Below are 26,096 nucleotides of genomic sequence, written 5' to 3' on the forward strand. Positions count from 1 at the left end.
ATGCCCGAGTGGTCCATCCTGGCGATCGTCGCGGTCGTCATCGTCGCGGTCGTCGTCATGATCGTGAAGCTGCACGTCAACCCCGTGATCGCGCTCGCGATCGGCGCCGCGTCGATCGGCCTGCTCTCGGGCCTCGGCGCCATGGGCACGGTCGAGACCATGGCCGCCGGCTTCGGCGACACCATGGCCGAGGCGGGCCTGCTCATCGCCTGGGGCGTGCTCATCGGCTCGCTGCTCAACCGCATGGGCGCCATCACCCGCCTCGTCGAGACGCTGCTGCGCGCCTTCGGCCCCAAGGGCGTGCCCTATGCGATCGGCATCTCGTTCGCGACCTACCTGCAGACGATCTTCGTCGACGTCATGATCGTGCTCGCGGCGCCGCTCGCCCGCCGCATCGCGCCGCGCCTGGGCAAGGCGGGCGTGGGCATCATGGCGGCGACCTTCGCGATCAGCCTCGAGACCGGCATCGCGCTCATGGTGCCGGGCATCGGCGCGGTGATGATCGCCGCGAGCCTCGGCGTCCCCATCGGCCAGATGCTGCTGTGGGGCGTCGTGGTCGTCGTGCCGACCGTCATCATCTCGATCCTGCTCATGACGATCGCGTTCCGAGCGGGGTTCTGGAAGGCGGGCGACGAGCTGGCGATGATCGACGACGGCGGCGAGCGCGATGCGTCCGGCGCGGGCCCCGAGGACGCCCCGCGCTCGGTCGCCGGCGCGACCCGCTCGATCCCCGTCGCCGACGCCGACGCGCAGGCCGACCGCAGCGGCGCGGGCGTGCTCGTGGCCGAGCACGACGACCCGACGATCCGCCGCCTGCCGCTCCTCGTGCTCTTCGCGCCGCTGCTGCTCTCGCTCGTGCTCATCGCGCTCGGCGCGATCCTCGACGTCGCGGGCCTCGAGGTGCCGCCGATGCAGTTCCTCGGCGCCCCCGCCATCGCGCTGCTCATCGGCGTCATCGGCACCGCCGTGATCGCGCGCCGCGTGCTCGGCCGCACCGAGCTCGAGCGCGCGCTCGTGCACGGCTTCAAGGACGCCGGCCAGATCTTCGCGCTCACGGGCGTCGGCGGCGCGCTCGCCGCGGTCATCGCCGCCGGCGAGCTGGGGCCGCTGCTCACGCAGTACCTGGGCGCCTCGGCGTTCGCGCCGATCCTGCTCGTGTGGGCCTTCGCCGCGATCCTCCACATCGCCGTGGGCTCGGTGACGCTCTCGGCCATGACCGCCGCCGGCATCCTCGCGCCCGTCGCCGCGAGCCTCGGCCTCGACCCCGTGCTCGTCGGCCTCGCGGCCGGCGCGGGCGCGCTCTTCTGCATCCACGTCACGTCGAACACCTTCTGGCTGCTGCAGTCGTTCCTCGGCCAGTCGGTGCGCGGCGCGCTCAAGTCGGTGACCGTCGGCGTCTCGGTCGCGAGCATCGTCGCGCTCGGCATGGTGCTGCTGCTCTCGCTCGTGCTCTGAGCCGCGCATCCGTCATCCAGGGAGGACCCCCATGACCCACCGCCCCCTCGCCGGCATCCGCGTGCTGGAGCTCGGGAACTACATCGCCGCGCCCACCGCCGGCCGCCTGCTCGCCGACTTCGGCGCCGACGTCGTGAAGGTCGAGCGGCCCGGCACCGGCGACGAGCTGCGCCGCTGGCGCCTCCACGCCGGCTCGACGTCGATGCTCTTCCGCGCCGTCAATCGCGGCAAGCGCTCGGTCGTGCTCGACCTCCGCTCCGAGGAGGGGCGCGAGGCCGTGCTCGCGCTCGCCGCGGAGGCCGACGTCGTGCTCGAGAACTTCCGCCCCGGCACGCTCGAGCGATGGGGCCTCTCCCCCGCGGACCTCGAGGCCAGGAACCCCGGGCTCGTGCTCGTGCGCATCTCGGCCTTCGGGCAGACCGGGCCGCTCGCGCCGCGGCCGGGCTTCGCGGCGGTGGCGGAGGCCCACGGCGGCTTCCGCGAGCTCGTCGGCGAGCCGGGGCGACCGCCGAGCCGCACCGGCTTCTCGATCGGCGACACGATCGCAGGCCTCTACGCCGCCTTCGGCGCCGTCATGCAGCTGCTCGAGCGCGAGCGCGGCCGCCCCGAGGGGGTGCCGCTCGACCGCCGCGCGATCGACGTCGCCCTCAACGAGGCGATGCTCTCGGTGACGGAGTCGCTCGTGCCCGACTGGGAGGCGTACGGCGTGCGCCGCGAGCGCACCGGCGGGCGCATGGAGGGCATCGCGCCGTCGAACGCCTACCTGTGCGCCGACGGCCGCTCGATCGTCGTGGCCGGCAACGGGGACGGCATCTTCCGCCGCTACATGGAGGCCATCGGTCGGCCCGAGCTCGGCACCGACCCGTCGCTCGCCTCGAACGAGGGCCGCTGGGCGCGCCGCGACGAGGCTCGACGCGGCGATCGGCGCGTGGACGGCCGGTCGCGCCGCGGCCGACGCGCTCGCGGTGCTCGACGAGGCGGGGGTGCCCGCTGGCCTCATCGCCACCGCCGAGGACGTGTGCGCCGACGCGCAGTACGCGGCGCGCGACATGGTGCAGCGCTTCGACGTGCACGACGGCGAGGCGCTCCGCGAGGGCGTCGGCTTCCCGGGCATCGTGCCGGTGATCGGCGGCCGCTCGCTGCCGATCGCGCATCCGGGGCCGGACCTCGGCGCGCACACCGCCGAGGTGCTCGGCGAGTGGCTCGGGTGGGATGCGGCGCGGGTCGAGGCGCTCGCCGGCGCTGCGACGAACGTGGAGGCCCGGGCGTGAGCGTCGCGATCCGCGACGTGACGCTCCGCGACGGCCTGCAGCTCACGGGCAAGCCGCTGCCGACGGAGCGCAAGGTCGCGCTCGTGCGAGCGCTGCTCGCGCTCGGCGTCGAGGAGCTCGAGATCGGCTCGATGGCGCGGCCCGACCTCGTGCCCGCCGTCGCCGACACGCTCGACGTCGTGGCGGCGCTGACACCTGCGGAGCTCGAGCGCTGCTGGATCTGGGTGGCGACGCCGCGGCACGTCGAGCGTGCCCGCGCTGCCGGGGCGACCCGCTTCCAGTACTGCTTCTCGGCCTCCGACGGCCACAACCGCGCGAACGTCGGCCGCGACACCGAGACCTCGATCGCGGCGATGCCGGAGGCCGTGGCCGCCGCGGGGCCGGCCGGCCGGGTGCAGCTCTGCATCGCCACGTCGTTCACGTGCCCCTTCGAGGGCGAGGTGCCGCTCGAGCGCGTCGCGGGGATCCTCGCCGACCCGCGGACGGCGGGTGCGAGCCACGTGGTGATCGCCGACACGCTCGGGCAGGCGCACCCGGCCGAGGTCGCGCGGCGCGTGGCGCTCGCGGCCCGCGAGCGGCCGGAGGCGGGCCTCGTCTTCCACGGCCACGACACGTGGGGCCTCGGCGTCGCGAACGCGCTCGCCGCCGCCGGCGCCGGCGCGGGCGTGCTCGACGGCGCGCTCGGCGGCCTCGGCGGCTGCCCGTTCGCCCCGGGCGCCTCCGGCAACACCGCCACCGAGGACCTCGCCTTCGGCCTGCGGCCCGCGTGGGCCGACCCCGCCTCCTTCGCCGAGCTCGTGCGGCTCGGGCAGGAGGTCACGGGGCTGCTCGCCGAGGACGACCGCGCCCGCGTGCTCGGCGGCGCGCTGAGCGAGCGCGCCCGCGCGTTCCCCTGGACGCTCCGCTAGCCGCGATCTCGACGTCTGCGCGCGCACCTCGCGCCCGATCCGGGGCTCGGGATGCGCGCCCAGGCGTCGAGACCGGAGGGGACGCGCCTCACGCGGTGGTGCGGAGGGTGTGGGGCTCGTCGGCGCCCGGCCACTCGAAGCCGTCCACGTAGGCGGCGAGGGCCGCGTCGCCGAGCACGACCGATTCGGGACCGGGCGCGCGGGCGCGCACGCGCTCGCGGAGCACCGCGAGCGGTGCCGACACCACGACGAGCTCGTGGCTCGCGCCGAGCGCCTCGCAGCGCGAGCGCCACGCATCGCGCACCCAGCGCGCCGCCATCGAGGCGTCGACCACCACGCGCTCCCCCGCCGCGACCGCCTGCCGCAGGCGCGCGTGCAGGTCGGCGTCGATCGCCTCGACGAGCGCGCGGGAGGGCCGCCCGTCGCGGACGCCGCGCGCCCACGCTTCGCGGTCGAACGAGAGCACCACGGCCCCCGCGGCCTCGAGCCCGCGCGCGAGCGTCGTCTTGCCCGCGCCCGCCGGGCCGCACAGCAGCGTCACCTGCGCCATGGCGCGAGCGTAGCGGCGGCGACCCTGCGGCGGCCTCCCCGCGCGGTGCCTGCCGCGCGGGGCATCTCGCGCGCCGGCTCCCCCGCGCCGCCGCCCGAGCACCGCCTCCGGCGCGGCTCGGGCCAGGGTCGCGTGGGTGCGCCAGGCGCCGAGGATCGCGCCGAGCGGGCGCGGCTCAGGCCACGGTCGCGTGCGCGCGCCAGGCGCCCAGGAGCGCGCCGAGCAGCAGCGAGATCGCCGCGAGCACGACGAGCACCGCCCCCGTCGCCGGCGAGCCCGCGAGCGCCGCCGCGAAGCCGCCGAACCCGGCGAGCGTCGCCACCGAGCCCGTCAGCCACGTGATGGGCGTCGCTGCGCGATGGCCGAGCCGCCACGCGTCGTCGCTCGCGAGGAGCGTGCGCGTGCGGATGCCGGCGTAGGGGTTGCGGCGCAGCCTCCCGATGCCGGCGAGGTGCACGAGCACGATCGCGCCGACCGATCCGAGCACGACGGCGGCCGAGGCGAGGGCCAGGCCCCATGCCGCCCCGGCGAGCTCCTGCGCATCCATGCCCCCATCGTCCCACGCCGGGCGCGGCGCTCGGCCTCAGCGAGCCGTGCGGAGCGGCGACGCGGCCAGCCCGATCGCGGCGACCGCGAAGCCCGCGACGACGGCGAGCAGCACGGGCCCGATGCCCCAGGCATCGGCGGCGATGCCCGCCGCGGGCGCCGCGAGCACGATCATGCCGCGGTTCACCGTGCGCATCGTCGCGTTCATGCGCGACTGCATCGCATCCGGCGTCGCCCGCTGCCGCAGCGCCATCTCGCTCGGGTTGCCGACGCCCATGCCGACGCCGACCACGACGAGGCCGGCGACCACGACCACGAGGCCGGCCCCCTGCGCCATCGGCGCGAGCGCGGGCACGGCCACGACGCCCCAGCCGAGCGGCGAGGTCGCGCGCGCGACGAGGATCGTCGCCGTCTCGCCGAGCCGGGCCGCGGCGACCGCAGCGAGGGCCGTGCCGAGCAGCGTCGCCGCCCCGAGCACGCCGAGGGCGAGCCCGAGGCCCGCGGGGCCGGCGTCCAGGCCCGTGAGCACGAGCGGCACGAGCAGCGTCATCGCGGCGCCGTTGCAGAGGAACCACGCGTGCGTCCACCGCGCGAAGGGGCCGAGCCGCGGGTGCCGGTGCACGAAGCGCAGGCCCCGCCCGATCGAGCGGCCGAGCGGCGCGCGCCGCGCGGGCGCGGGCTCGTCGACCGGCATGGTCGCGAGCACCGCGGCCGAGACGAGGTGCGCGACCGACGCCAGCAGCAGCGCGACGGGCGCCCCGAGCCACGCGATGAGCGCGCCCGAGGCCGCGGGGCCGGCCGACTGCGCGACGCCCGCGCCCGCGTCGAGGCGCTGGTGCGCCGCGAGCAGCGCGCGGCCTGGGCACGAGCCGCGGCACGAATGCCTGCGAGGCGGCGTCGTTCACGAGGCTCGCGGCCCCGAGCAGCAGCGCGCCCGCGAGGAGCGGCCAGAGCGCACCGCCGCCCGCGAGCCACAGCGCGCCGAGGCCTGCGAGGATCGCGAAGCGCGCGAGGTCGGAGACGAGCATCGCCGTGCGGCGACGCCAGCCCTCGACGAGCGCACCCACCGCGAGCCCGAGCACGACGTAGGGCAACCAGCGCGCCGCGGCGAGCCAGCCCACCTCCGCCGCCCCGCCGCCCAGGTCCTCCACGACCATCGCCTGCAGCGCGAGGAGCGCGAGGCCGATGCCCGTGCCGGTCGCGAGCTCGACGCCCCAGAATCGCCAGAACGCGGCGCCGAGGCGCTCCCGCCCCGACGCCGCGCTCATCGCAGGATCAGGCCTCGGCGGCGAGGGCCGCGAGGCGCGCCTCCTCGTCGGCCTGGATGCACGAGTCGATCACGGGCTGCAGCGCGCCGTCCATGACGGTGTCGAGGTTGTACGCCTTGAAGCCCGTGCGGTGGTCGGCGATGCGGTTCTCGGGGAAGTTGTACGTGCGGATGCGCTCCGAGCGATCCATGCCGCGGATCTGCGAGCGGCGCGCGTCGGACGCGGCCGCGTCGAGCTCCTCCTGCTGCTTCGCGAGCAGGCGGGCGCGCAGCACGCGCATGCCGGCCTCGCGGTTCTGCAGCTGGCTCTTCTCGTTCTGCATCGAGACGACGATGCCCGTGGGCAGGTGCGTGATGCGCACGGCCGAATCGGTCGTGTTGACGCTCTGGCCGCCCGGGCCCGACGACCGGAAGACGTCGATCTTCAGGTCGTTCTGGTCGATCTGGATCTCCTCGGGCTCGTCGACCTCGGGGAAGACGAGCACGCCCGTCGTCGACGTGTGGATGCGCCCCTGCGCCTCCGTCGCCGGCACGCGCTGCACGCGGTGCACGCCGCCCTCGTACTTCAGCGAGGCCCACACGCCCTCGGCGGGGTCGCTCGAGGAGCCCTTGATGGCGATCTGGACGTCCTTGAAGCCGCCCATGTCGCTCGGGGTCGACTCGAGCATCTCGACCTTCCAGCCGCGGCCGGTCGCGTAGTGCGAGTACATGCGCATGAGGTCGGCCGCGAAGAGCGCCGACTCCTCGCCGCCCTCGCCGCCCTTGATCTCCATGATCACGTCGCGCCCGTCGTCCGGGTCGCGCGGGATGAGCAGCCGCCGCAGGCGCTCCTCGGCCTCGTGGGCCGCGGCCTCGAGGCCCGGCACCTCCTCGGCGAAGGCGTCGTCCTCGCGGGCGAGCTCGCGCGCGGCCTCGAGGTCCTCGAGCGCGCCCGTCCACCGCTCGTGGGCGGCCTTGATCTGGCTGAGCTCCGCGTAGCGGCGGTTCACCCTGCGCGCACGGCCGGCGTCGGCGTGCAGCGCAGGGTCCGCGAGCTGCTGCTCGAGGTCGGCGTGCTCGGCGAGCAGGCCCGACACCGACTCGAACACGTCAGTCCTTGTCGTGCTGGCCGGGCACCGACTTCGAGACCTTCATGAGGAACTCGACGTTCGACTGCGACTCCTTGAGCTGCTTGAGCACGAGCTCGAGCGCCTGCTGCGTCTCGAGGCCCGCGAGCGCGCGGCGCAGCTTCCACATGACCTTCGTCTCCTCGACGCCCATGAGCATCTCCTCGCGGCGCGTGCCGGAGGCGTTGACGTCGACCGCGGGGAAGATCCGCTTGTCGGCCATGTGGCGCGAGAGCCGCAGCTCCATGTTGCCGGTGCCCTTGAACTCCTCGAAGATCACCTCGTCCATCTTCGAGCCGGTCTCGACGAGCGCGGTGGCGAGGATCGTCAGCGAGCCGCCGTGCTCGATGTTGCGCGCGGCGCCGAAGAACTTCTTCGGCGGGTAGAGCGCGCTCGAGTCGACGCCGCCCGAGAGGATGCGGCCGGAGGCGGGGGCCGAGAGGTTGTAGGCGCGGCCGAGGCGCGTGATGCCGTCGAGCAGCACGACGACGTCGTGGCCGAGCTCGACGAGGCGCTTCGCGCGCTCGATCGCGAGCTCGGCGACCGTCGTGTGGTCCTCGGCGGGCCGGTCGAAGGTCGACGCGATGACCTCGCCCTTGACGGTGCGCTGGAAGTCGGTGACCTCCTCGGGGCGCTCGTCGACGAGGACGATCATGAGGTGGACCTCGGGGTTGTTCTCGGCGATCGCGTTGGCGATTGCCTGCATCACGAGGGTCTTGCCGGCCTTGGGCGGCGAGACGATGAGGCCGCGCTGGCCCTTGCCGATGGGCGCGACGAGATCGATGACGCGGGTCGAGAGCTTGTTCGACGTGGTCTCGAGGCGCAGGCGCTCCTGCGGGTAGAGCGGCGTGAGCTTCGAGAACTCGACGCGCGCGAGCGACTCCTCGACGGTCTGGCCGTTCACCGAGTCGACGCGCACGAGCGCGTTGAACTTCTGGCGGCTCGACTGCTGCTCGCCCTCGCGCGGCTGCTTGATGGCGCCGACCACGGCGTCGCCCTTGCGGAGGCCGTGCTTCTTGACCTGCGCGAGCGAGACGTAGACGTCGTTCTGGCCGGGGAGGTAGCCGGAGGTGCGCACGAAGGCGTAGTTCTCCAGCACGTCGAGGATGCCGGCGACGGGCAGGAGCACGTCGTCCTCGTGGATCTCGGGCTCGGCGTCCTGGCCGCGGCGGTTGCGATCGCGCCCGCGCGAGCGGCGCGACGACTCGTCGGCCTGCTGCTGCGCCTGCTGCTGCTGGCCGCGGCCGCCGCGCTGGCCGTCCTTGCCCTGCTGCTGGCCGCCCTGGCGGCCGCCGCGCTGGCCGCCGCCCTGCTGGGCGTCGTCGGCGTCGTCCTGCTGGTCCTGCTGGCGGTCCTGGCCGCCCTTGCCGCGGCTGCGGCGGCGGCGCGAGGAGCGCTCGCCCTGCTCGGCCTGCTCGCCCTGCTCGGCCTTGGCGTCGCCCTCGGCGGCCTCGGCCTTCGCCTCGGGGGCCTCGGCCCGCTCCTGGGACGCCTCGGCCTGCGCCTTGGGCGCCTCCGCCTCGGCGGCGGGCTCTGCGGCGGGCGCGTCGGCGGCCTCGGCGTCGGCCTTCCGGCGACGCGGGGCGCGCTTCTTCGGCGCGGCCTCCTCCGCGGCGGGGGCGGCGTCGGCGGTCGCCGGGGCGTCAGCCTGCGCGGCGGGCGCCGCCTCGTCGGCGGCCGCCTCGGCGGCAGCGGCCTCGGCGGCGATGGCCGCCTTCGTGCGGCGCGGGGCGCGCTTCTTCGGCGCGGCCTCGGCGGCGGGCGCGTCGGCGGTCGGCTCGGCCTTCGCGGCCGCGGTGCCGGCCTCGGCCTTCGCGGCCTCGGTGCCGGTCGGCTCGGCCTTCGCGGCCTGGCTGGCCGCCTGGTCGACCGAGGCGCTCGTGGCGCGGCGCGAGCGGCGCTTCGGCGCGGCCTGCTCGGCGGGAGCGGCGGCCTCGGCCGCAGGGGTGGTGTCGGTGGTCTCGCTGGTCATGCGCGAGGGCTCCTTCAGATGTCGTACCGCGCGCGATGCGCGCAGGCGTGGGAGCTCATCTCCTGCTGCGTCGGTGGCCCCTGGGCCGGACCCGGCGCAAAGAACTGCGCGGAGAGGAGTGGGGATCGCCCCGTGCCGGGCTAGGCCGCGGCCGAAGGGGAGACGGATTCCACTGTACCACCGCGGATGTCGACGGCCAGCAGGAGCGCGCGCCACGGCTCGTCGCGCGCCTCGACGATCGCGGCGGCCTCCAGGCGCGCCGCCGGGTCGTTCGCGAGCACGAGCACCGAGGGCCCCGCGCCCGAGACGACCGCCGCGTGGCCGGCGTCGCGGAGGGCGGCGACGAGGGCGCTCGTGCCGGGCATCGCGCTCGAGCGGTAGGCCTGGTGCAGGCGGTCCTCGGTGGCGTCGAGCAGCAGCTCCGGGCTCTGCGTGAGGGCGGCGACGAGCAGCGCCGAGCGCGAGAGGTTGAAGACGGCGTCGGCGTGGGGCACGGCCTCCGGCTGGAGGCTGCGCGCGAGCTTCGTCGACATCGTCGCCTCGGGCACGGCCACGAGGAGCGAGACGCCGCGGTGCACCGCGAGCTGCTTGTGGCGCGGGCCCGTGCCGTCGACCCAGGCGATCGTGAGGCCGCCGAAGATCGCGGGCGCGACGTTGTCCGGATGCCCCTCGAGCTCGGTGGCGAAGCGCAGCACGTCGGCGTCGTCGAGCTCGACGATGCCCTCGAGCAGACCCTGCGCGGCCAGCACGCCCGAGACGATCGCGGCGCCCGAGGAGCCCATGCCGCGGCCGTGCGGGATCGCGTTGCGGGCGCGCAGCACGAGGCCGGGCGCCTCGACGCCCACGGCCTCGAGCACGTGCAGCAGCGAGCGGGCGACGAGGTTCTCGGCGTCGGTGGGCACCTCGCCGGCGCCCACGCCCTCCACCTCGACGCGCACGGCCGAGCCCTCCACGGCCTCCACGACGAGCTCGTCGTGCACGTTGAGGGCGAGCCCCAGGGTGTCGAAGCCGGGCCCGAGGTTCGCGCTCGTGGCGGGCACCTGCACGCGCACGCGGCGGCCGACCGGGATCGCCCCCGCCGGCGTCGCGCCGCTCGGCATCGCGCCGCTCACGCGAGGCCCAGCATCTGCGCGACCTGCGTCGTGTCGGCGTCGGCCGCCTCGGGCGTCGCGTCGGAGCCGTCGTCGAGCCGCAGGCCGTACTGCGCGTCCTTCAGCCCGTGACCCGTGACCGTGAGCGCGATCGTCGAGCCCGCGGGGATCTCGCCCGCCGCGTGGCGCTCGAGCAGGCCCGCGACCGAGATCGCCGATGCCGGCTCCACGAACACGCCCGTCGAGGAGGCCAGCAGGCGCTGCGCGCGCAGGATCGCGGCGTCGTCGATCGCGCCGATCCAGCCGCCCGACTCGTCGCGCGCGTCGAGCGCGCCCTGCCACGAGGCCGGGTTGCCGATGCGGATCGCGGTCGCGATCGTGTCGGGCTCGCGCACGACCTCGCCGCGCACGATCGGGGCGGCGCCCGCGGCCTGGAAGCCGAGCATCCGGGGCCGCTTCGTGGCCATGCCGCTCGTCTCCGCCTGGGCGTAGCCGCGCCAGTAGGCGGTGATGTTGCCCGCGTTGCCCACGGGGATGCAGTGGATGTCGGGCGCGTCGCCCAGCACGTCGACGATCTCGAACGAGGCGGTCTTCTGCCCCTCGATGCGGTCGTCGTTCACCGAGTTCACGAGGTGCACGGGGTAGTGCTCCGCGAGCTCCTTGGAGATCTCGAGGCAGTCGTCGAAGTTGCCGCGGATCTGCACGATGCGCGCGCCGTGCACGACCGACTGCGCGAGCTTGCCCATCGAGATGCGGCCCTCCGGCACGAGCACGACCGCCGTGATGCCCGCGGCGGCCGCGTAGGCCGCGGCGGCCGCGGAGGTGTTGCCGGTGGAGGCGCAGGCGATCGCCTTCGCGCCCGCCTCGACGGCCCGCGAGACCGCGACCGTCATGCCGCGGTCCTTGAACGAGCCCGTGGGGTTCAGGCCCTCGAACTTCACGAGCACGCGCCCGTCGACCATCGCCGAGAGCGCCCGCGACTCGATGAGCGGCGTGCCGCCCTCGCCGAGCGTGACCACGGTCGACGCATCCGTCACGCCCAGCTGCTGCGCGTACTCGCGCAGCACGCCCTGCCACTGCTTCGCCATCGTCTGCCTCCTAGTCGATGAGCCGGATCACGCTGTCGATCCGCTCCACGTCGTCGTGCCGCTCGAGCGCGTCGAGCACCGAGGCGATGCGCGCCTCGCTGGCCGTGTGGGTGCCGAGCACGAGCGCGGCCTCGTCGCCGCGCGCGTCCTGCCGGACCGACTCCACCGAGACGCCGTGCTCGGCGAAGAGCCCCGCGACCGCCGCGAGCACGCCCGGCCGGTCGGCGACCGTGAGCGCGAGCTCGTGGCGCGCGAGCACGTCGCCGAACTCGGCGACCGCGAGGTTCGCGTGCGAGGAGGGCGGCGAGCCCGGGCCGCCGAGCACGTGGCGGCGCGCGATCGAGACGAGGTCGCCGAGCACGGCGGAGGCCGTCTCGGGTCCGCCCGCGCCCGCGCCGTAGAACATGAGGTCGCCCGCGGCCTCCGCCGTGACGAAGATCGCGTTCTTCGCCTCGTGCACGGCGGCCAGCGGGTGCGACGCGGGCAGCGAGACGGGGTGCACGCGCGCGCTCACGCGGTCGCCGTCGGGGCCCGCGAGGCGCTCGCAGATCGCCACGAGCTTCAGCACGCGTCCCGTGCGCTCCGCCTGCGCGACCATGTCGGCGCTCACGCCCGTGATGCCCTCGCGGTGCACGCGCTCGGCCGACACGACGGTGTGGAACGCGAGCGAGGCGAGGATCGTGGCCTTCGAGGCCGCGTCGAAGCCCTCGATGTCGGCCGTCGGGTCCGCCTCGGCGTAGCCGAGGTCGGTCGCGATGCGCAGGGCGTCCTCGAGGCTCGCGCCCTGCGTGTGCATGCGGTCGAGGATGAAGTTGGTCGTGCCGTTCACGATGCCCATGACGCGCGTGACGCGATCCCCCGCGAGCGACTGCTCGAGGGGGCGGATGATGGGGATCGCGCCGCCGACCGCGGCCTCGTAGGCCACCTGGGCGCCCACGGCCTCCGCCGCCTCGAACAGCTCCGGGCCGTGCGCGGCGACGAGCGCCTTGTTGGCCGTGACGACGTCGGCGCCCGCGGCGATCGCGCCGAGCAGCAGCGAGCGGGCCGGCTCGATGCCGCCCAGCAGCTCGACGACGACGTCGGCGCTCGCGACGAGCGTCTCGAGGTCGGTCGTCAGGAGCTCGCGCGGCAGGTCGACGTCGCGCTTCGCGTCGACGTCGCGCACGCCGATGCCGACGAGCTCGAGCCGCGCGCCGGAGCGAGCGGCGAGCTCGTCGCCCTGCTCGAGCAGCAGGCGCGCCACCTGGGCGCCCACGCTGCCCGCGCCGAGCAGCGCGATCCGGAGGCTTCGGTAGTTCATTCGTGGTCCTCCCCCGCCGTCGGCGCGACGCGACCGAGGCCCGTGTCGCGCGCCAGCAGGTCGTCGATGGTCTCGCGCCGCACGAGGGTGCGCACGACGCCGTCGCGCACCGCGAGCACCGGCGGCCGGGGCGCGAGGTTGTAGTTCGAGGCGAGCGAGTGGCAGTAGGCGCCGGTCGCGGCGACCGCGAGCAGGTCGCCGGGGGCGACGTCCGCGGGCAGCCACTCGGCGTCGACGACGATGTCGCCCGACTCGCAGTGTCGGCCGGCGACGCGCACGAGCGCGGCCTCGGCCTCCGAGACCCGGCTCGCGATGCGCGCGCTGTACTGCGCGCCGTAGAGCGCCGGCCGGGCGTTGTCGCCCATCCCGCCATCGACCGAGACGTACGTGCGCACGCCCTCGTCGAGCTGCACGGGCTTGATCGTGCCGACCGTGTAGGCCGTGACGCCGGCGGGACCGACGATCCAGCGGCCCGGCTCGATCGCGATGCGGGGCACGGGGATGCCGAGCTCGGCGCAGCGCTCGTGCACGCTCGCCGCGAGGCGGTCGGCGATCGCCTCGATGGGCTCGGGGCTGTCGGCCGCCGTGTAGGCGATGCCGAAGCCGCCGCCGAGGTTGAGCTCGGGCAGCGGCGCGCCCGCCGCCTCGCCGAGCTCGGCGTGCAGCGCGAGCAGGCGGCGCGCCGACTCGGCGAAGCCCTCGTGGTCGAAGATCTGCGAGCCGATGTGCGTGTGGAGGCCCACGAGCTCGAGGCTCGGGAGCTCGCGGATGCGGGCTGCGAGCGCGGGCGCCTCGGCGATGGGCACACCGAACTTCTGGTCCTCGTGGCTCGTCGCGAGGAACTCGTGGGTCGATGCGTGCACGCCCACCGAGATGCGCAGGCGCACGCGCTGCACGCGCCCGGCGCGGGCGGCGGCCTCGGCGACGCGCTCGACCTCGACCTCGGAGTCGAGCACGAAGGTGCCGACGCCCGCGGCGACGCCCTGCTCGATCTCGAGCAGGCCCTTGTTGTTCCCGTGGAAGCCGAGGCGCGCGGGCTCGAGGCCCGCGGCGAGCGCGAGCGCGAGCTCGCCGCCCGTGCAGACGTCGAGGCGCAGGCCCTCCTCGCGCATCCAGCGCGCGACGTCGGCGGTGAGGAGCGCCTTGCCCGCGTAGTAGACGTCGGCACCGGAGACCGCGAAGGCGGCCTCGAAGGCGGCGCGGATGCGGCGGGCGCGGGCGCGCACGAGGCCCTCGTCGACGAGCAGGAACGGCGTGCCGTGCTCGGCGGCGACCGCGGGCAGGATCGCGCCGCCGACGACGAGCGCGCCGTCGCGGCGCTCGGCTCCCTCGGGCCAGACGCCCGCGGCGAGCGCGTTGGCGTCGTCGGTGGCCGGCAGCTGCGGGGCGAGCGGATGGGGCACGGGACTCCGTCCGAGGTGGGCGGTGGGCCTGGCGGGCGGACCGGCGGCAGGCGTCGAGCGGCGCTTGTGGCGCTGCCGACCATCCTACGAGGCCGTGCGTGCCGCGCCGACCGGGGGCGACGCGCGGCGTCGCGCGGGCGCCGGCGGGTGCAGGCTCGGCCTCGCGGGTCGGCGCGTGCCGGCCGCCGCGTGCCGCGCGGCGCCGCGGGCCGGCCTCCGGCGGTCGCCGCGTGCCGGCCCGCGGCACGCCACCCGCCGATAGCGTGCGGGCATGCCCACGCCGCCGCCCGACTGGTTCGAGCGCGACCCGCTCGAGCTCGCGCCCCTGCTGCTGGGCGGCGTGCTGCGGCGCGTCGACGCCGAGGGCGCCGTGGCGCTGCGGCTGACGGAGGTCGAGGCCTACCGGGGCGCCGACGACCCGGGCGCGCACTCCTTCCGCGGCCGCACCCCTCGGAACGCGACGATGTTCGGGCCCGGCGGGCGCGTGTACGTGTACTTCACCTACGGGATGCACCACGCGGTGAACCTCGTGGCGGGGTCCGCGGGCTCCGGCTGGGGCGTGCTCGTGCGGGCCGGCGAGGTGGTGGAGGGTCGTGCGCTGGCGCTCGCGCGGCGCTCGGCGCGGCGGGCGTCCGCGCCGGCGGGCGAGGCTCGCGCGCGGGCCGGGCAACGCGGCGCAGGCGCTCGGTGCGACGCTCGCCGACGACGGCGCGGCGCTCGGGGCCCCTGCGGCCGCGGCCACGTCGACCGGACGGGCGGGCTGGTCCTTCTCCCCCGCCGCCGAGCCTCCGACCTCCCGCACCGGCCCGCGCGTCGGCGTCTCCGGCCCGGGCGGCGATGCCGCGGCCTTCCCGTGGCGCTTCTGGCTGCCCGGCGAGCCGAGCGTGAGCGCCTACCGCGCGGCGACCCCGCGCCGCCGACGTCCCTGACCCGCCGTGCCCAGGCCCCGCGGCCGGCATCCGTGAGTGGCGCCATCCTGCACCGAGTGGCGCCATCCGGCATCGAGTGGCGCCGTTCGGCGCCGAGTGGCGCCATCCTGCACTGAGTGGCGCCGTTCGGCTTCGAGTGGCGGCGAATGGCTGGTTTCCGGCGCCACAGTCGACGCAACGGCGCCACTCGTCGCCCTATGCCGCCACTGGAGGACGGGGAAACGGTGCCCGTGCGGGTGCGGGTGGCCGTGCCGCCGCGGGTGGCCGTAGGGGTGCGGGTGCCCGTGCGGGCGCAGGTGCGAGCGGGCGGGAACCGCTACATGCGCTCCGGCGCGGAGACGCCGACGGTCGTGAGCGCCGTGCGCAGCACCTGGCCCGTCGCGTCGTTCAGCCACAGGCGCGTGCGGTTCACGGCCTCCACGGGCTCCTCGCCCTGCGGCACGACGCGGCATGCGTCGTACCAGCGGTGGTAGAGGCCCGCGAGCTCCTCGGCGAACCGCGCGACGCGGTGGGGCTCGCGCAGCTCGGCCGCCTGCGCGAGCACGCGCGGGAAGTCGGCGAGCGCACCGAGCAGCGCGGCCTCCGACGGGTGCGAGAGCAGCGAGGGGTCGAACTCGGAGCGGTCGACGCCCGCCGATGCGGCGTTCCGCGCGACGGCCGACATCCGGGCGTGCGCGTACTGCACGTAGTAGACGGGGTTGTCGTTCGTGCGCTGCGTGAGCAGCTCGAGGTCGATGTCGAGGGGCGTGTCGGCGCTCGAGCGCACGAGCGCGTAGCGGGCCGCGTCGACGCCCACCGCGTCGACGAGGTCCTCCATCGTGACGATCGTGCCCGCGCGCTTCGACATGCGCATCGGCTGCCCGTCGCGGATGAGGTTGACCATCTGGCCGATCATGATCTCGAGGTGCTGGTGCGGGGTGTCGCCGAAGGCCGCGCACATCGCCATCATGCGGCCGACGTAGCCGTGGTGGTCGGCGCCGAGCATGATGATGCACTCGTCGAAGCCGCGCTCGCGCTTGTTGCGGTAGTAGCCGATGTCGCCCGAGAGGTACGCCGGCATGCCGTTGGAGCGGATGACGACGCGGTCCTTGTCGTCGCCGAAGGCCGTCGTGCGCAGCCAGAGCGCGCCGTCCTCCTCGAAGACGTGGCCGCGCTCGCGCAGCTCGTCGATCGCGCGCTCGACCGAGCCGTCCGACTGCACCTGGTGCTCGTGGAAGAAGACGTCGAAGTCGACGCCGAACTCGTGGAGGTCCTGCTTGATCTCGTCGAACATCATCGCGACGCCGCGCTCGCGGAACGTCTCCTGCAGCGCCTCGTCGTCGAGGTCGAGGAGGTCGCCGTCGTAGGCGTCGTCGACGCGCCGCGCGATCTCGGCGATGTAGGCGCCGCCGTAGCCGTCCTCCGGCGTCGCCTCGCCGCGGAACGCCGCGACGAGCGAGCGCGCGAAGCGGTCGATCTGCGCGCCGTGGTCGTTGAAGTAGTACTCGCGGGTCACGAGCGCGCCCTGGCGCTCGAGCACGCGCCCGAGGCTGTCGCCCACCGCGGCCCAGCGGGTGCCGCCCATGTGGATGGGCCCCGTGGGGTTCGCGGAGACGAACTCGAGGTTGATGCGGCGGCCCGTGAGCGCGTCGCCCGAGCCGTACGACTCGCCCGCCTCGAGGATCGTGCGCGCGAGCTCGCCCGCGGCGCCCGCGGCGAGCGTGAGGTTGATGAAGCCGGGACCGGCGACCTCGGCGCGCTCGATGCCGTCGATCGCCGCGAGCGCCGCGGCCACCTCGTCGGCGAGCTCGCGCGGCGCGACGCCTGCGCGCTTCGCGAAGCGCATCGCGGCGTTCGTCGCCCAGTCGCCGTGCTCGCGCTGGCGGGGCCGCTCGAGCACGATGTCTGCCTCCGACACCTCGACGTCGGCCGCGCGTCGCCCGACCGCGTCGCGGACGGCGGCGAGCACGGCGGACGAGAGCGAGGAAGGCTGCATGGCCTCGATCGTAGTCCGCGCGGCGGGCCGGGGAGCGCGCTCGCCCGCCGTAGCCTGGCCGCATGCGGACGCCCCTGATGCCCCTGACGCCCCGCCGGATCCTGCCCGTCGCCGTCGTCGCGGCCGCGACGGCGCTCCTCCTGACCGGCTGCGAGCCCGGCGCGCTCGCGCCCTCCGCCTCGCCCACGTACTCGGAGCCGGGTGCGCTCCCCTCGGGCTCCCCCACCGCGGCACCCACGAGCGAGCCGCCGACGGCCGCACCCACCGGCACGGCGCTGCCGACGACGCCGCCCGTCGCGGGCGAGATCGCCTGCGCCGACCTGCTCACCGCCGACCAGCTCTACGAGTTCAGCCCCAACTTCGCGCCCGCCGCCGATGCGGGCGCGCTGCCCGGCGCGGTCGCGAGCATCGCGCAGGCCGGCGGCACCGTGTGCGCCTACCAGCACGTGACGGCCGGCGACCGCCTGCTCGTCGCCGCGCTGCAGTCGGGCGGAGGCTTCTCGGCCCCGGCGTTCGAGACGAGCGGCGACCTCGGCATCGCCGCGGCGACCGACGGCGAGACGGCCGTCGCGGTGGCCTCGGAGTACTTCGGCGTCGCGGCCGACGCCCAGCCGGTGCTCGACCAGGTGCTCGGCAACCTCGGCTGAGCACTGCGGCCAAGCCCGGCGGCAGCGCCGCGCGAGCGACGGCCGCATGCGCGCGCCTCAGCCGATGCGGATGCGCGCCGCGGGCTCGTCGACCGCGCCGTCGGGCAGCGCGTCGTCGTGCGCCTCGACCGAGAGCTCGAGCAGCGTCACGGGATGCCGGGACGTCGTCGCCCACGCCGTCTCGAGCGCGTCGGCGCCCGTGGCGATGCGGATGAGGCTGCCGCGGGGCGCGAGGCCCGTCGCATCGACGACCCACCACGCGCCGTCGAGGTGCACCTCGGCGACCGCGTGGAAGTCGGGCGGCACGAGCGCGGGCGCGTAGACGCCGACGTAGCGGGCGGGGATCCCCGCCGCGCGGGCGAGCGCGATCATGACGTGGGCGTAGTCGCGGCACATGCCGCCGCCCTTCTCGAGCGTCTGCACCGCGGTGTCGTCAGGGCCCGAGAGCGCCGGCGAGTAGGCGAAGCCGCGCTGGATCCAGCGGCGCATCGCGTCGACCTGCTCGAAGCCCGTCGCCCTCCCGAAGCGCTCGGAGACGAAGCCGCGGAGCGCGCTCGCCTCCACGTAGCGGGAGTCGTCGAGGTAGCGGGCGGGATCGCCGTCGTCGGCCCCCATGTGCCTGCCCTCGATCCGCGTGCGCACGTCGACGTCGAGGCGGCCCTCCCCCGCCGTGAGCACGAGCTGCCGCGCGCCGTGCGCGGCGGGCACGATGCGATGCGGCACGGGCTCGCCGTCGAGGCGCACGTCCACCGCGTCGTCGGAGCCGTAGCCCTCGGCGGGGAGCACGAGGAGCACGACGTCGGTCGCGCCGGAGAGCGACATCGAGAAGGCGGCGTGGGCGGTGCGCATCAGGGCACGATCCTCCCACGCCGCGGCGGCGCTCCCCTACGGCGCCGGGACCTCGGCCGCGGTGGTGAGCACGTAGAGGAAGCCGATGATCTCGGCCGTGCCCGTCGTGTCGGTCGCGGCGGGGTCGGGGGCGGTGATCGAGGCGGAGGTGACGGAGACGATCCTGTCGCCCGACTGCAGGCGGTCGAGGAGGCTCGTCAGCGCGGCGGGGTCGCCCGCGGCCGAGATCGTGAACGGCACGGCCGCGAAGTTCTCGGCGCCGATCCGCGGGTCGACGTAGGGCATGGGCGCCCCGGCGGCTGCGCCTGCGCCGTCGGCGGGGACGGCCTCGGGCGCGACGCCGGCGTCGGCGCCGCCGGTCGCTGCTGCCGAGGCGTCGGCCGACGAGGCCTCCGCCTCGCCCTCCGCGGTGTCGCCCTCGGCAGGGGCGGGCTCCGCGGCCGGCGCCTCGGCCACGGGCGCGAGGTAGGCGACGGGGTCGCCGGAGTCGACGCCCTGGATGGTCACGGAGGCGGCGGCGGCCATCGCGTCGAGGTCGCGCAGGAAGTCGCTGTACAGCGTGGCGCCGGGGATCCCGGCCGCGAGCGCGTCGCGCTCCGCCCGCAGCTCGTCGATCCGCGCGAGCTCCTCCTCGAGCGACGCGATGCGCAGCTGGTGCACGGCGTTGAGGTCCTGCACGTTCCGCAGGTCGTCCCGCGCCGTCGCGGTCGCGGAGAGCTCGGGCGAGATGACGCCGAACCAGGCGCCGAGTCCCAGCGCGAGGGCGACGATGCCCGCCCCGAGGCTCCAGAGCCGATCCATGGGGTTCACTGCTGGCCCTCCTCGCCGCTCGCGGCCTCGGCATCCGTGCCGGCGCCATCCCCGGCGCCCGCTGCGGTCGGCGCCTCCGGCGCCGGGAACCGGTTCGACAGCGCCCCGCCGTCGAGGTGCAGCACGAGCTCCGACTCGACGATGCCCTCGAGGGCCGAGCGCGACTGCACGTGCGCGTCGACGTAGCCGTCCATCTCGGCGAGGCGGTCGAGCACGGCCGCCGCGTCCTCGGCCGAGGGGCCGACGATCGTGAACGTGACGGTCGCGAGCCGCGGCCCCTGCAGCGGCACGACCGACTGGCCGTAGGCCGTCATGGGCGTCGCGCCGTCGGCCACGATCGTCGCAAGGGTGGATCCGGCGGGCACCATGCCCCTGATCTCGGTGACGACGCTCGCCCAGGCGATCTCCTGGCTGGTCGCGACGGCCCTCGCCGCCGAGCGCTCGTCGATCTCGGTCTGCACATCGGTGACCTCGCCGAAGGCGGCCTGCGCCTGCAGCAGCTCGATCGTGCGCGCCTCGCCCTCGGCGAGCTGCAGCTCCGCCACGAGCGACTGCGCCTTCGCCGCGACGGCGCCCGAGCCGGCGAGCACGACGACCGCGACGGCCGCGGCGACGACGCCGCGCCGTGTGCGCCGGCTGCGCTTCGCGATCCGCACCTCGGGCGGCAGCAGGTCGACGCCCGGCACGCCGCCGACGACGAGGGGCTGCTTCGGCGCACCGCCGCCGAGCTCGATCCCGAAGGCCTTCATGCTGCGCTCCGCATCGCCAGGCCGAGCGCCACGCTCGCGCGCGGGCCGCCGAGGGCGTCGCGCTCGCGGTCCTTGGGGCTCAGCGCCGTGTAGGGGTCCGCCCACTCGATGGGCACGCGCAGCACCTCGCGGAGCGCCGCGGGGAAGCCGCGGAGCGCCGTGCCTGCGCCGGTCAGGAGCACGCGCTGCACCGGCAGGTCCGGCCGCAGCCCCGCGAAGTAGCCGAGCGTGTTGCGCACACCCGTGACGAGCTCGCCCGTCTCCTCGCGGATCGCCTCGATGAGCTGCACGCGGTGCGGGTCGGCGCCCTCGACGACGCCGCCGTCGGGCTCCGCCGCGGGGGCGAGCCCGAGCGCGCGCTGGGCAGCCTCGCCGCCCGCGACGAGCGGGCGCCGCACGGTCTCCTCGCCGAGCCCGAGGTCGCGCTTCGTGGCCTCGGCGTTCGCTCGCTCGAGCCCGAAGCGGGCGTGGAGCGTGTGGGTGACGGCGTCGCCGCCCGCAGGGATGATGCGCACGAAGCGCGGCACCCCGCCCGCCACGATGACGACCGAGGTCGTGTGGGCGCCGACGTCGACGACCGCGGTGGTCTCGGGCGTCGGCGGCACGAGCGCGCGGCTGAGCGCGAAGGGGATGAAGTCGACCGAGACCGGCTCGAGCTTCGCGCGCCGCACGGCGTCGACCGTGGCGAGCACGCCCTCCTTCACGGCCGCGACAAGGAGCCCCTGCACCTGGCCGTGCTCGGCCTCCTGCACCGGGTAGAAGTCGAGGATCGCCTCGGAGACGGGCATCGGCAGCATGTCCTGCACCTGGAAGGGCAGCGCCTCGCGGATGAGCGGCAGCGGCGCGTGGGCGACGGTGAGCTCGCGCGCGAGCACGCGGTCGTTGCCGATGCCGAGGATGACCTGGCGGCTGCGGAACCTGCCGCGCTTCCAGAGCGCCTTGAGCGCGCCGGTGACGACCTGCGGCTCGACGACCTCGCCGCGCTCGACCGCGCCGCTCGGCAGCTCGATCGCGTCGGCGCGCACGAGCTTCACGCCGCGCTTCCCGGGCACGACCTCGACCGCGCGGATGCCGCCCGCGCCGATGTCGAGGCCCACGATGCTGTTGGCCATGTCCTACTCCAGTCCTACGAGTCGCAGGTACGCCTGCCAGATGGGGTCGCCTGCGAAGACCGCGAGGGCGGTGCCGGCGAGCATCCAGGGTCCGAACGGGATGCCGCTGCCGCGCCCGACGCGGCGCATCGCGGCGAGCACGGCGGCGAAGGCCCCGCCGAGGAGGAAGGCGCCGAAGCCGCCCACCGCGAGCTCGCCCCAGCCGAGCCACCCGAGGGCGATGCCGAGCACCCCGGCGAGCTTCACGTCGCCGAGGCCCATGCCCGCCGGGTAGGCGAAGGCGATGAGGAAGTAGGCGACGAGGAGGATCGCGCCGCCCGCGAGCGCCCGCAGCAGGGCGCCCCAGTCGCCGCCCGTCGCCGCCGCGACGGCCAGCAGCCCGGCGATCGCCGGGTAGGCGGGCAGCACGATCGCGTCGGGGAGACGCTGCGTGTCGAGGTCGATCCACGCGAGCGCGACGCCGATGGCCGCGAGTACGAGGAAGGCGAGGGTCTCGGCGAGCGCGGCCACGAGCTCGCCCGTGGGCGCGAAGAGCGCCTCCCACGGCGCGAACCGCACGACGACCGCGGCGAACACGACCCCCGTGAGCAGCTCGACGAAGGGGTACCGCACCGAGATGGGCGCGGCGCAGTCGCGGCAGCGGCCGCGCAGCAGCAGCCAGCTGAGCACCGGGATGTTGTCGAAGGGCCGCACGCGCGCCCCGCACGACCCGCACGCGCTCGGCGGCGAGACGATCGAGCGGCCCGCCGGCACCCGGAAGATGACGACGTTGAGGAACGAGCCGATGAGGAGCCCGAAGCCGCCCGCAAGGGCGATGAGCGGGGCGGTCATCGCACCGCTCCGTCGGCGCTGAAGGCTGCGGGGGTCTCGATCCACGTGGAGACGCCGTAGGCGATGGTGGTCGGCGAGAGGAAGTGCGGCGGCGACTGCGTGCGCATGCGCGGGTCGTAGTTGTAGTCCTTGCGGTAGCCGCTGTTGAACGACACGACACCGCGGAACGCCTGCGAGATCGAGCCGTAGACGGTGAGGCTGCTGTTGCGGGTGCCGCTGACGTCGGTGTTCTGCACCGCGAAGCTGCGGAGCGAGAGGATCGCCGCCTCGATCGTGTACGCCGGCGAGCGCGGCGAGTAGCTCAGGCAGCCCCGCGAGGTGCACGAGCTGCCCATCGACGGGTTCCAGACGTAGACCATGCTGTTGCCGATGAGCCCGAGCATGTCGTCGTCGCGGCTCTCCATCACCACGTTGCCGACGATGTAGATGAAGTTCTCGGAGGCGAGCGTCACCTCGCCGTCGAGGGTGCCCGAGACGAAGAGGTCGCCGCTGTGGCAGTCGTAGGGCGCCACGCGGTTGATCGCGGGCGGCGCCTGCTCGTTCGTGCGCGGGTAGCCGAGCGCGTTGCCGCTGGCGCAGTTCGCGGGCCGCACGCGGTAGTTCGGGTCGGCGGCGTTCGAGGGCACGTTCTGCACGTAGACGGCGCCCTCGGCGGGCACGTTCACGAGCGCGCCGGAGGACGACGCGAGCTGCGCCGGGGTGCCGCACGAGGAGGGCGCCGAGACGGCCTGTCCGGGCCGGGTCTGCCTGGTGAGGGGCGACTTCACGAGCATGCGTCCGTCCGCCCGCAGCTCGATGCTCGTGGGACCGGAGTAGATGCAGCCGGTCTGGAGCGCGGCGGCGCGGATCTCGGTGTTCGTCTCCGGCATCGGCAGCACAGGCTGGTAGAACGGCGAGTTGCCGCGCTGGGCGTCCGGCACCTGGAAGGCGGGGGTCGCGCCCGAGCCGCAGCGGTAGCGGGCCGTGCTTCCGGTCGGGTTCCACGCGGTGCTCACGCGCCCCTTGAAGGTCGCCGAGCACGCCCAGATGACGTCGTTGGAGTGCACCATGCCGTTGACGGTGTCGCCGTTGTCGAAGGTGATGCGCCCGCAGTCCGCAGGGCGCACGGGGCTCGACCACCCGTAGCGGTAGCACTCGGCGCGGTTCGTCGAGCTCGAGAGGGCGGGGTCTGCGATCTCGAGGTCGGTGAAGTAGAGGTAGTGCGCGAAGCCGGCCTGGCGCAGGTCGACGATGACGCTGCGCGTCTCCTGCCCGACGCGGCCCGTGGCCCGCAGCCGCAGGAGCTGATCGGAGTCGAAGGCGCGCGAGTCGAGCTCGTAGCGGTAGCTCGCGGTGCGGGGCCCGTCCGCGCGCGCCTCGCTGCCCGGCACCGTCGCCCAGGTGCCGCCGATGCCGAAGGCGGGGTTGTCGGGCGCGGCGGCGAGGGCGCTGCCCTGACTGAAGGGCGCGGCGGGGTTGCCCCAGATGTAGTAGGCCGGATCCTCGGCGAGGCGGCTCTGGTACTCCTCGATGCCGGCGTAGGCGGCGGCGAGCGCGCCGTTCCAGTCGGCGTCGTCGCGGGCGTAGCGCGCGCCGTTGACGGCGACGACGACGAGCGTCGCGACGAGCGCCATGACGAGCGCGCCGAGGCCGATGACGAGCACGAGCGCGGCGCCGCGCTCGCGCTCCTCGACGGGGGTGTGCAGCAGCGCGCGCATCAGGGGGCCGTCCTCGTGAGCTCGATGTTGGGCAGCGACACCGTGGCCTCGAGCCGGGAGGGCGCGACGCGGCCGGTGTCGTCGGCCTGCACCGCGTAGGAGACCCGCACCGCGGCGATCTCGCGCCGCTCGGCCGCGGTGAGGGCGCGCGCGGGGAGCGACGTGCCGTTCGCCCGCCGGTACGTGAAGACCGCGGCGTCGATGACGTCGCGCAGCACCACGCGCGTGCGGAACGGCGTGGTGCGGAACTGCCAGAGGCCGCTCGCGCGGTAGCTCGCGAAGCGCTGCTCCGTGATGGTCCCCGCGGTGGGGTCGAGCGTGAGGTCGACCCGGACGGGGCCGTCCTCGACGCGCTGCACGTCGAGGTAGGCGCTGATCGAGAGCGCGGTGGGCGACGCGGCGGCGAAGGCGGGCGCGCGCTCGCCCGTCGCGGTGTCGAGCTCGGCGGCGGCCCGGACGACGCGCGAGAGCTGCTGCATGCCGAGCGCGGCGGCCGTGCTGCTCTCGTGCTGGGCCTCCTCGCGCGTGAAGGTGCGAGAGACCGAGACGACGAGGGCGGTGACGAGGGTCATGGCGATCGCGAGCAGCGAGATGGCCACGAGCAGCTCGACGAGCGTGAGGCCGCGCTCGCGGTCCGCGGGCGCCAGGCGGCTCACGGCGCGACCTCCCTCGGGTCGAGCGTGATGGTGCCGGGCAGCAGCACCTGGCCGCGAGAGGCGGGGGTCGCGAGCAGGACGCCGAGGCCCGTGCCCGAGAGCGTCCACGTGCCGTACGGCACGGCGATCACGGTGCCCGCGGTGACAGAGCCGTAGCTGAGCACGGGGTGGCCGCTGCAGGTGGGGTCGCCGAGCCGTCCGGGCACCGAGGTGGCGCGGAGGTTCGTGACGCTCGTGGGGATGGTGATGAGGCCCATGCGCACGTCGGCCGTCGCGACGCGGCCGGGGTCGCCCGCGACGTCGGTGGCGGCGCCCTCGGCGAGCTGCTCGAGGCCCACGAGGCCGGCGGGCCAGGCGGTGGGGTCGACGGCGGCGCACTCCTGGCCGTTCGCCTGCAGCACGCTGCCCGCGAGCACGCGGTAGTTGACGCGCGGGTGGGCGGTGACGTCCTGCGTGCGGGTGGTGGAGGGCAGGGTCGAGGAGCGCACGCCGTAGGTGGTCACGAGCGAGAGCGGCATGCCCGTGGGCAGGCGCGGCGCCGAGGTGCCGGGGGCGAAGGTGAGCCGGAGCGTGGTGGCGAGGTCGTACTGCAGCGAGACGCTCGTGGAGGAGCTCGCCTGCACGCTCACGTCGCGCTGGCGCGGCGTGGCCTCGAGGATGCCGGTGTGGCCGAGCTTGGCGACCGAGACGTCGTAGATGCCCGGCGGCACCTGCAGGAAGTATGCGCAGCCCTGCGAGTCGGTGGAGACCGGCGCGATCGTCGCGCCGCCGGAGGTCGCGGTGAGCGAGACCGTGGCGGAGGGCACGCCCACACCGACGGAGTCGATGATCGAGACGAGCACGGTCCCCTTGGCGGGGTCGTTGATGTGCTCGGCGGGGTTGACGACGGTGTCGGCGCGCACGGGCAGCGCGGACTCGGGCATGTTGGGCCACGTGACGGTGACGTGCACGCGCTTGTAGCGCAGGCTGCCGCCGCCGGCGCCGCAGGCCGCCGCCGCGCCGGAGGCGCTCACCCAGGCGGTCGTGCGGGCGATCGTGTAGGGGACGCCGCCGACCGTGACGGTGCGCGTGGCGTCGAGGAGGGTGAAGAGGTCGGCGGTGTCGTGCGCGAGCTCGATCTCGGAGGCCGCGAGGCTCGCGGCGACGTGCTGCGCGCGCGACTCCCGGTTGGTGGCGAGCACCTGCACGAGGCTCGCGAGCACCGCCGTGGCGATGATGGCGAAGACGAACATGGCGACCATGACCTCGACGAGCGTCATCCCGCGGTCGCCTGCGGCGACCGGGAAGCGTGCTCGGATGCTGCGCATGGTCCCGTTCCTCTCCTGGGTCGTGGGGTGGTGCGGAGGGTGGTGGCGTGGCCGCGGGACGGGTCCCGCGGCCACGCCGGTGCGCCCTAGGGCGTGTCGAGAAGGCCGCCCTGAGCGCTGTCGTAGGTGACATTCGGCGTCAGGTCCGGGTGGTCGATCACGATGACGAAGTTGTTGCCATCTGCGCTAGGCGTGACCGTCGTGTAGTTCGCGGTAGTGCGCGACGGCTCGTAGCCCTCGCCCTCGAGGAGCGCAGCAGTCAGACCGGAGTACTTGCCGCTGTTGCCCGTGGCGTAAGTCTCGGCAGCGAGCGCCGCGTTGCGGGCGTCGGACTCGGCCTCGGCCTCCCAGGCGCTCGTGCGCTGGTTGAGGAAGACCGGGATCGCGATGCCGGCGAGGATGCCGATGATGATGACGACGACGAGGAGCTCGACGAGGGTGAAGCCCTTCTGGCCGTTCTCGGCCAGGCGCGTGCGACGGTCGCCGAGCGCCGTGAGGAGGTTCTGCATGGCTGTTCCTTTTCTGGTGGTGGTGAGGGGTGGTGGTCGGTCAGGGGACGACGAGCAGCTGGCGCGGG

Annotated in this window: 21 protein-coding genes and 3 pseudogenes; 5 read left to right on the forward strand and 19 right to left on the reverse strand. The window is 75.2% G+C overall.

The features are described from left to right. The 3 genes and pseudogenes from OVA14_RS00685 to OVA14_RS00695 form a co-directional block, all read left to right on the forward strand. On the forward strand, positions 1–1,455 hold the full coding sequence (locus OVA14_RS00685; RefSeq protein WP_267504422.1) for a GntP family permease: 1,455 nt from the start codon (positions 1–3) through the stop codon (positions 1,453–1,455). Between the two features lie 31 nt (positions 1,456–1,486). Next, a pseudogene (locus OVA14_RS00690) lies at positions 1,487–2,726 on the forward strand (CaiB/BaiF CoA transferase family protein). Between the two features lie 14 nt (positions 2,727–2,740). Further along, positions 2,741–3,634 (forward strand): annotated as a pseudogene (locus OVA14_RS00695) (hydroxymethylglutaryl-CoA lyase); the annotation flags it as partial. Between the two features lie 88 nt (positions 3,635–3,722). Here OVA14_RS00695 and OVA14_RS00700 read toward each other — a convergent pair. The 9 genes from OVA14_RS00700 to lysA form a co-directional block, all read right to left on the reverse strand. Then, complete coding sequence (locus OVA14_RS00700) at positions 3,723–4,184, reverse strand: AAA family ATPase (protein WP_267504424.1); 462 nt, start codon at positions 4,182–4,184, stop codon at positions 3,723–3,725. A 175-nt stretch (positions 4,185–4,359) separates the two neighbouring features. After that, the gene (locus tag OVA14_RS00705; protein ID WP_267504425.1) at positions 4,360–4,731 is read right to left on the reverse strand and encodes an SdpI family protein; all 372 of its coding nucleotides are present in this window, start codon (positions 4,729–4,731) and stop codon (positions 4,360–4,362) included. A gap of 36 nt (positions 4,732–4,767) precedes the next feature. Beyond that, positions 4,768–5,580 carry an MFS transporter gene (locus tag OVA14_RS00710; RefSeq protein ID WP_267505452.1) on the reverse strand — a complete coding sequence of 271 codons (813 nt, stop codon included), beginning with the start codon at positions 5,578–5,580 and terminating at the stop codon, positions 4,768–4,770. A gap of 425 nt (positions 5,581–6,005) precedes the next feature. Continuing rightward, on the reverse strand, positions 6,006–7,085 hold the full coding sequence (gene prfA / locus OVA14_RS00715; RefSeq protein WP_267504426.1) for a peptide chain release factor 1: 1,080 nt from the start codon (positions 7,083–7,085) through the stop codon (positions 6,006–6,008). Position 7,086: 1 nt separating this feature from the next. After that, positions 7,087–9,075, reverse strand: coding sequence for a transcription termination factor Rho (gene rho / locus OVA14_RS00720; RefSeq protein WP_267504427.1), 1,989 nt, complete (start codon positions 9,073–9,075; stop codon positions 7,087–7,089). 140 nt (positions 9,076–9,215) lie between these two features. Further along, a complete protein-coding gene (gene thrB, locus OVA14_RS00725; protein WP_267505453.1) occupies positions 9,216–10,175 on the reverse strand; it encodes a homoserine kinase in 960 nt (319 codons plus the stop codon). Positions 10,176–10,183: 8 nt separating this feature from the next. Then, positions 10,184–11,254: a threonine synthase gene (gene thrC, locus OVA14_RS00730; protein WP_267504428.1), complete on the reverse strand. Its 1,071-nt coding sequence runs from the start codon at positions 11,252–11,254 to the stop codon at positions 10,184–10,186. Between the two features lie 10 nt (positions 11,255–11,264). Beyond that, entirely contained in the window at positions 11,265–12,554 is a 1,290-nt protein-coding gene (locus OVA14_RS00735; RefSeq protein ID WP_267504429.1) for a homoserine dehydrogenase, read from the reverse strand. After that, the gene (gene lysA / locus OVA14_RS00740; RefSeq protein ID WP_267504430.1) at positions 12,551–13,957 is read right to left on the reverse strand and encodes a diaminopimelate decarboxylase; all 1,407 of its coding nucleotides are present in this window, start codon (positions 13,955–13,957) and stop codon (positions 12,551–12,553) included. The genes OVA14_RS00735 and lysA overlap by 4 nt, the downstream gene beginning before the upstream one ends. A 271-nt stretch (positions 13,958–14,228) precedes the next feature. Between lysA and OVA14_RS00745 the strand changes: the two are divergent. After that, positions 14,229–14,886: pseudogene (locus tag OVA14_RS00745) on the forward strand (DNA-3-methyladenine glycosylase). A gap of 316 nt (positions 14,887–15,202) precedes the next feature. Here OVA14_RS00745 and argS read toward each other — a convergent pair. Then, entirely contained in the window at positions 15,203–16,861 is a 1,659-nt protein-coding gene (gene argS, locus OVA14_RS00750; protein WP_267504431.1) for an arginine--tRNA ligase, read from the reverse strand. Between the two features lie 62 nt (positions 16,862–16,923). Between argS and OVA14_RS00755 the strand changes: the two genes are divergently transcribed. Further along, on the forward strand, positions 16,924–17,508 hold the full coding sequence (locus OVA14_RS00755) for a hypothetical protein (RefSeq protein WP_267504432.1): 585 nt from the start codon (positions 16,924–16,926) through the stop codon (positions 17,506–17,508). 57 nt (positions 17,509–17,565) lie between these two features. On the opposite strand, the gene OVA14_RS00760 is transcribed toward OVA14_RS00755, so the two are convergent. The 9 genes from OVA14_RS00760 to OVA14_RS13415 form a co-directional block, all read right to left on the reverse strand. Next, positions 17,566–18,357: a transglutaminase-like domain-containing protein gene (locus OVA14_RS00760; RefSeq protein ID WP_267504433.1), complete on the reverse strand. Its 792-nt coding sequence runs from the start codon at positions 18,355–18,357 to the stop codon at positions 17,566–17,568. Positions 18,358–18,393: 36 nt separating this feature from the next. Then, entirely contained in the window at positions 18,394–19,167 is a 774-nt protein-coding gene (locus OVA14_RS00765; protein ID WP_267504434.1) for a hypothetical protein, read from the reverse strand. After that, positions 19,164–19,916 (reverse strand): hypothetical protein, encoded by a 753-nt coding sequence (locus OVA14_RS00770; RefSeq protein WP_267504435.1) that lies wholly within the window; start codon positions 19,914–19,916, stop codon positions 19,164–19,166. The genes OVA14_RS00765 and OVA14_RS00770 overlap by 4 nt, the downstream gene beginning before the upstream one ends. Then, positions 19,913–21,028: a type IV pilus assembly protein PilM gene (gene pilM / locus OVA14_RS00775; protein ID WP_267504436.1), complete on the reverse strand. Its 1,116-nt coding sequence runs from the start codon at positions 21,026–21,028 to the stop codon at positions 19,913–19,915. Before pilM ends, OVA14_RS00770 begins: the two co-directional genes overlap by 4 nt. Before the next feature lie 3 nt (positions 21,029–21,031). Beyond that, on the reverse strand, positions 21,032–21,859 hold the full coding sequence (locus OVA14_RS00780; protein WP_267504437.1) for a prepilin peptidase: 828 nt from the start codon (positions 21,857–21,859) through the stop codon (positions 21,032–21,034). Then, positions 21,856–23,556 (reverse strand): hypothetical protein, encoded by a 1,701-nt coding sequence (locus OVA14_RS00785; protein ID WP_267504438.1) that lies wholly within the window; start codon positions 23,554–23,556, stop codon positions 21,856–21,858. The genes OVA14_RS00780 and OVA14_RS00785 overlap by 4 nt, the downstream gene beginning before the upstream one ends. After that, the gene (locus OVA14_RS00790; protein WP_267504439.1) at positions 23,556–24,212 is read right to left on the reverse strand and encodes a PulJ/GspJ family protein; all 657 of its coding nucleotides are present in this window, start codon (positions 24,210–24,212) and stop codon (positions 23,556–23,558) included. The genes OVA14_RS00785 and OVA14_RS00790 overlap by 1 nt, the downstream gene beginning before the upstream one ends. Next, entirely contained in the window at positions 24,209–25,519 is a 1,311-nt protein-coding gene (locus OVA14_RS00795) for a prepilin-type N-terminal cleavage/methylation domain-containing protein (protein WP_267504440.1), read from the reverse strand. The genes OVA14_RS00790 and OVA14_RS00795 overlap by 4 nt, the downstream gene beginning before the upstream one ends. An 86-nt stretch (positions 25,520–25,605) precedes the next feature. Beyond that, the gene (locus tag OVA14_RS13415; protein WP_324288025.1) at positions 25,606–26,028 is read right to left on the reverse strand and encodes a type II secretion system protein; all 423 of its coding nucleotides are present in this window, start codon (positions 26,026–26,028) and stop codon (positions 25,606–25,608) included. Between the last annotated feature and the right edge of the window lie 68 nt (positions 26,029–26,096).

It is taken from the genome of Agrococcus sp. SL85, assembly GCF_026625845.1.
Taxonomy (GTDB): domain Bacteria; phylum Actinomycetota; class Actinomycetes; order Actinomycetales; family Microbacteriaceae; genus Agrococcus.

Excerpts from the sequence above, each read along its gene's own strand:
- OVA14_RS00685 (WP_267504422.1), top strand. The coding sequence starts at position 1 with ATGCCCGAGTGGTCCATCCTGGCGATCGTCGCGGTCGTCATCGTCGCG.
- OVA14_RS00700 (WP_267504424.1), bottom strand. The coding sequence starts at position 4,184 with ATGGCGCAGGTGACGCTGCTGTGCGGCCCGGCGGGCGCGGGCAAGACG.
- OVA14_RS00705 (WP_267504425.1), bottom strand. The coding sequence starts at position 4,731 with ATGGATGCGCAGGAGCTCGCCGGGGCGGCATGGGGCCTGGCCCTCGCC.
- rho (WP_267504427.1), bottom strand. The coding sequence starts at position 9,075 with ATGACCAGCGAGACCACCGACACCACCCCTGCGGCCGAGGCCGCCGCT.
- thrB (WP_267505453.1), bottom strand. The coding sequence starts at position 10,175 with ATGCCGAGCGGCGCGACGCCGGCGGGGGCGATCCCGGTCGGCCGCCGC.
- thrC (WP_267504428.1), bottom strand. The coding sequence starts at position 11,254 with ATGGCGAAGCAGTGGCAGGGCGTGCTGCGCGAGTACGCGCAGCAGCTG.
- OVA14_RS00735 (WP_267504429.1), bottom strand. The coding sequence starts at position 12,554 with ATGAACTACCGAAGCCTCCGGATCGCGCTGCTCGGCGCGGGCAGCGTG.
- argS (WP_267504431.1), bottom strand. The coding sequence starts at position 16,861 with ATGCAGCCTTCCTCGCTCTCGTCCGCCGTGCTCGCCGCCGTCCGCGAC.
- OVA14_RS00755 (WP_267504432.1), top strand. The coding sequence starts at position 16,924 with ATGCGGACGCCCCTGATGCCCCTGACGCCCCGCCGGATCCTGCCCGTC.
- OVA14_RS00760 (WP_267504433.1), bottom strand. The coding sequence starts at position 18,357 with ATGCGCACCGCCCACGCCGCCTTCTCGATGTCGCTCTCCGGCGCGACC.
- OVA14_RS00770 (WP_267504435.1), bottom strand. The coding sequence starts at position 19,916 with ATGAAGGCCTTCGGGATCGAGCTCGGCGGCGGTGCGCCGAAGCAGCCC.
- pilM (WP_267504436.1), bottom strand. The coding sequence starts at position 21,028 with ATGGCCAACAGCATCGTGGGCCTCGACATCGGCGCGGGCGGCATCCGC.
- OVA14_RS00780 (WP_267504437.1), bottom strand. The coding sequence starts at position 21,859 with ATGACCGCCCCGCTCATCGCCCTTGCGGGCGGCTTCGGGCTCCTCATC.
- OVA14_RS00785 (WP_267504438.1), bottom strand. The coding sequence starts at position 23,556 with ATGCGCGCGCTGCTGCACACCCCCGTCGAGGAGCGCGAGCGCGGCGCC.
- OVA14_RS00795 (WP_267504440.1), bottom strand. The coding sequence starts at position 25,519 with ATGCGCAGCATCCGAGCACGCTTCCCGGTCGCCGCAGGCGACCGCGGG.
- OVA14_RS13415 (WP_324288025.1), bottom strand. The coding sequence starts at position 26,028 with ATGCAGAACCTCCTCACGGCGCTCGGCGACCGTCGCACGCGCCTGGCC.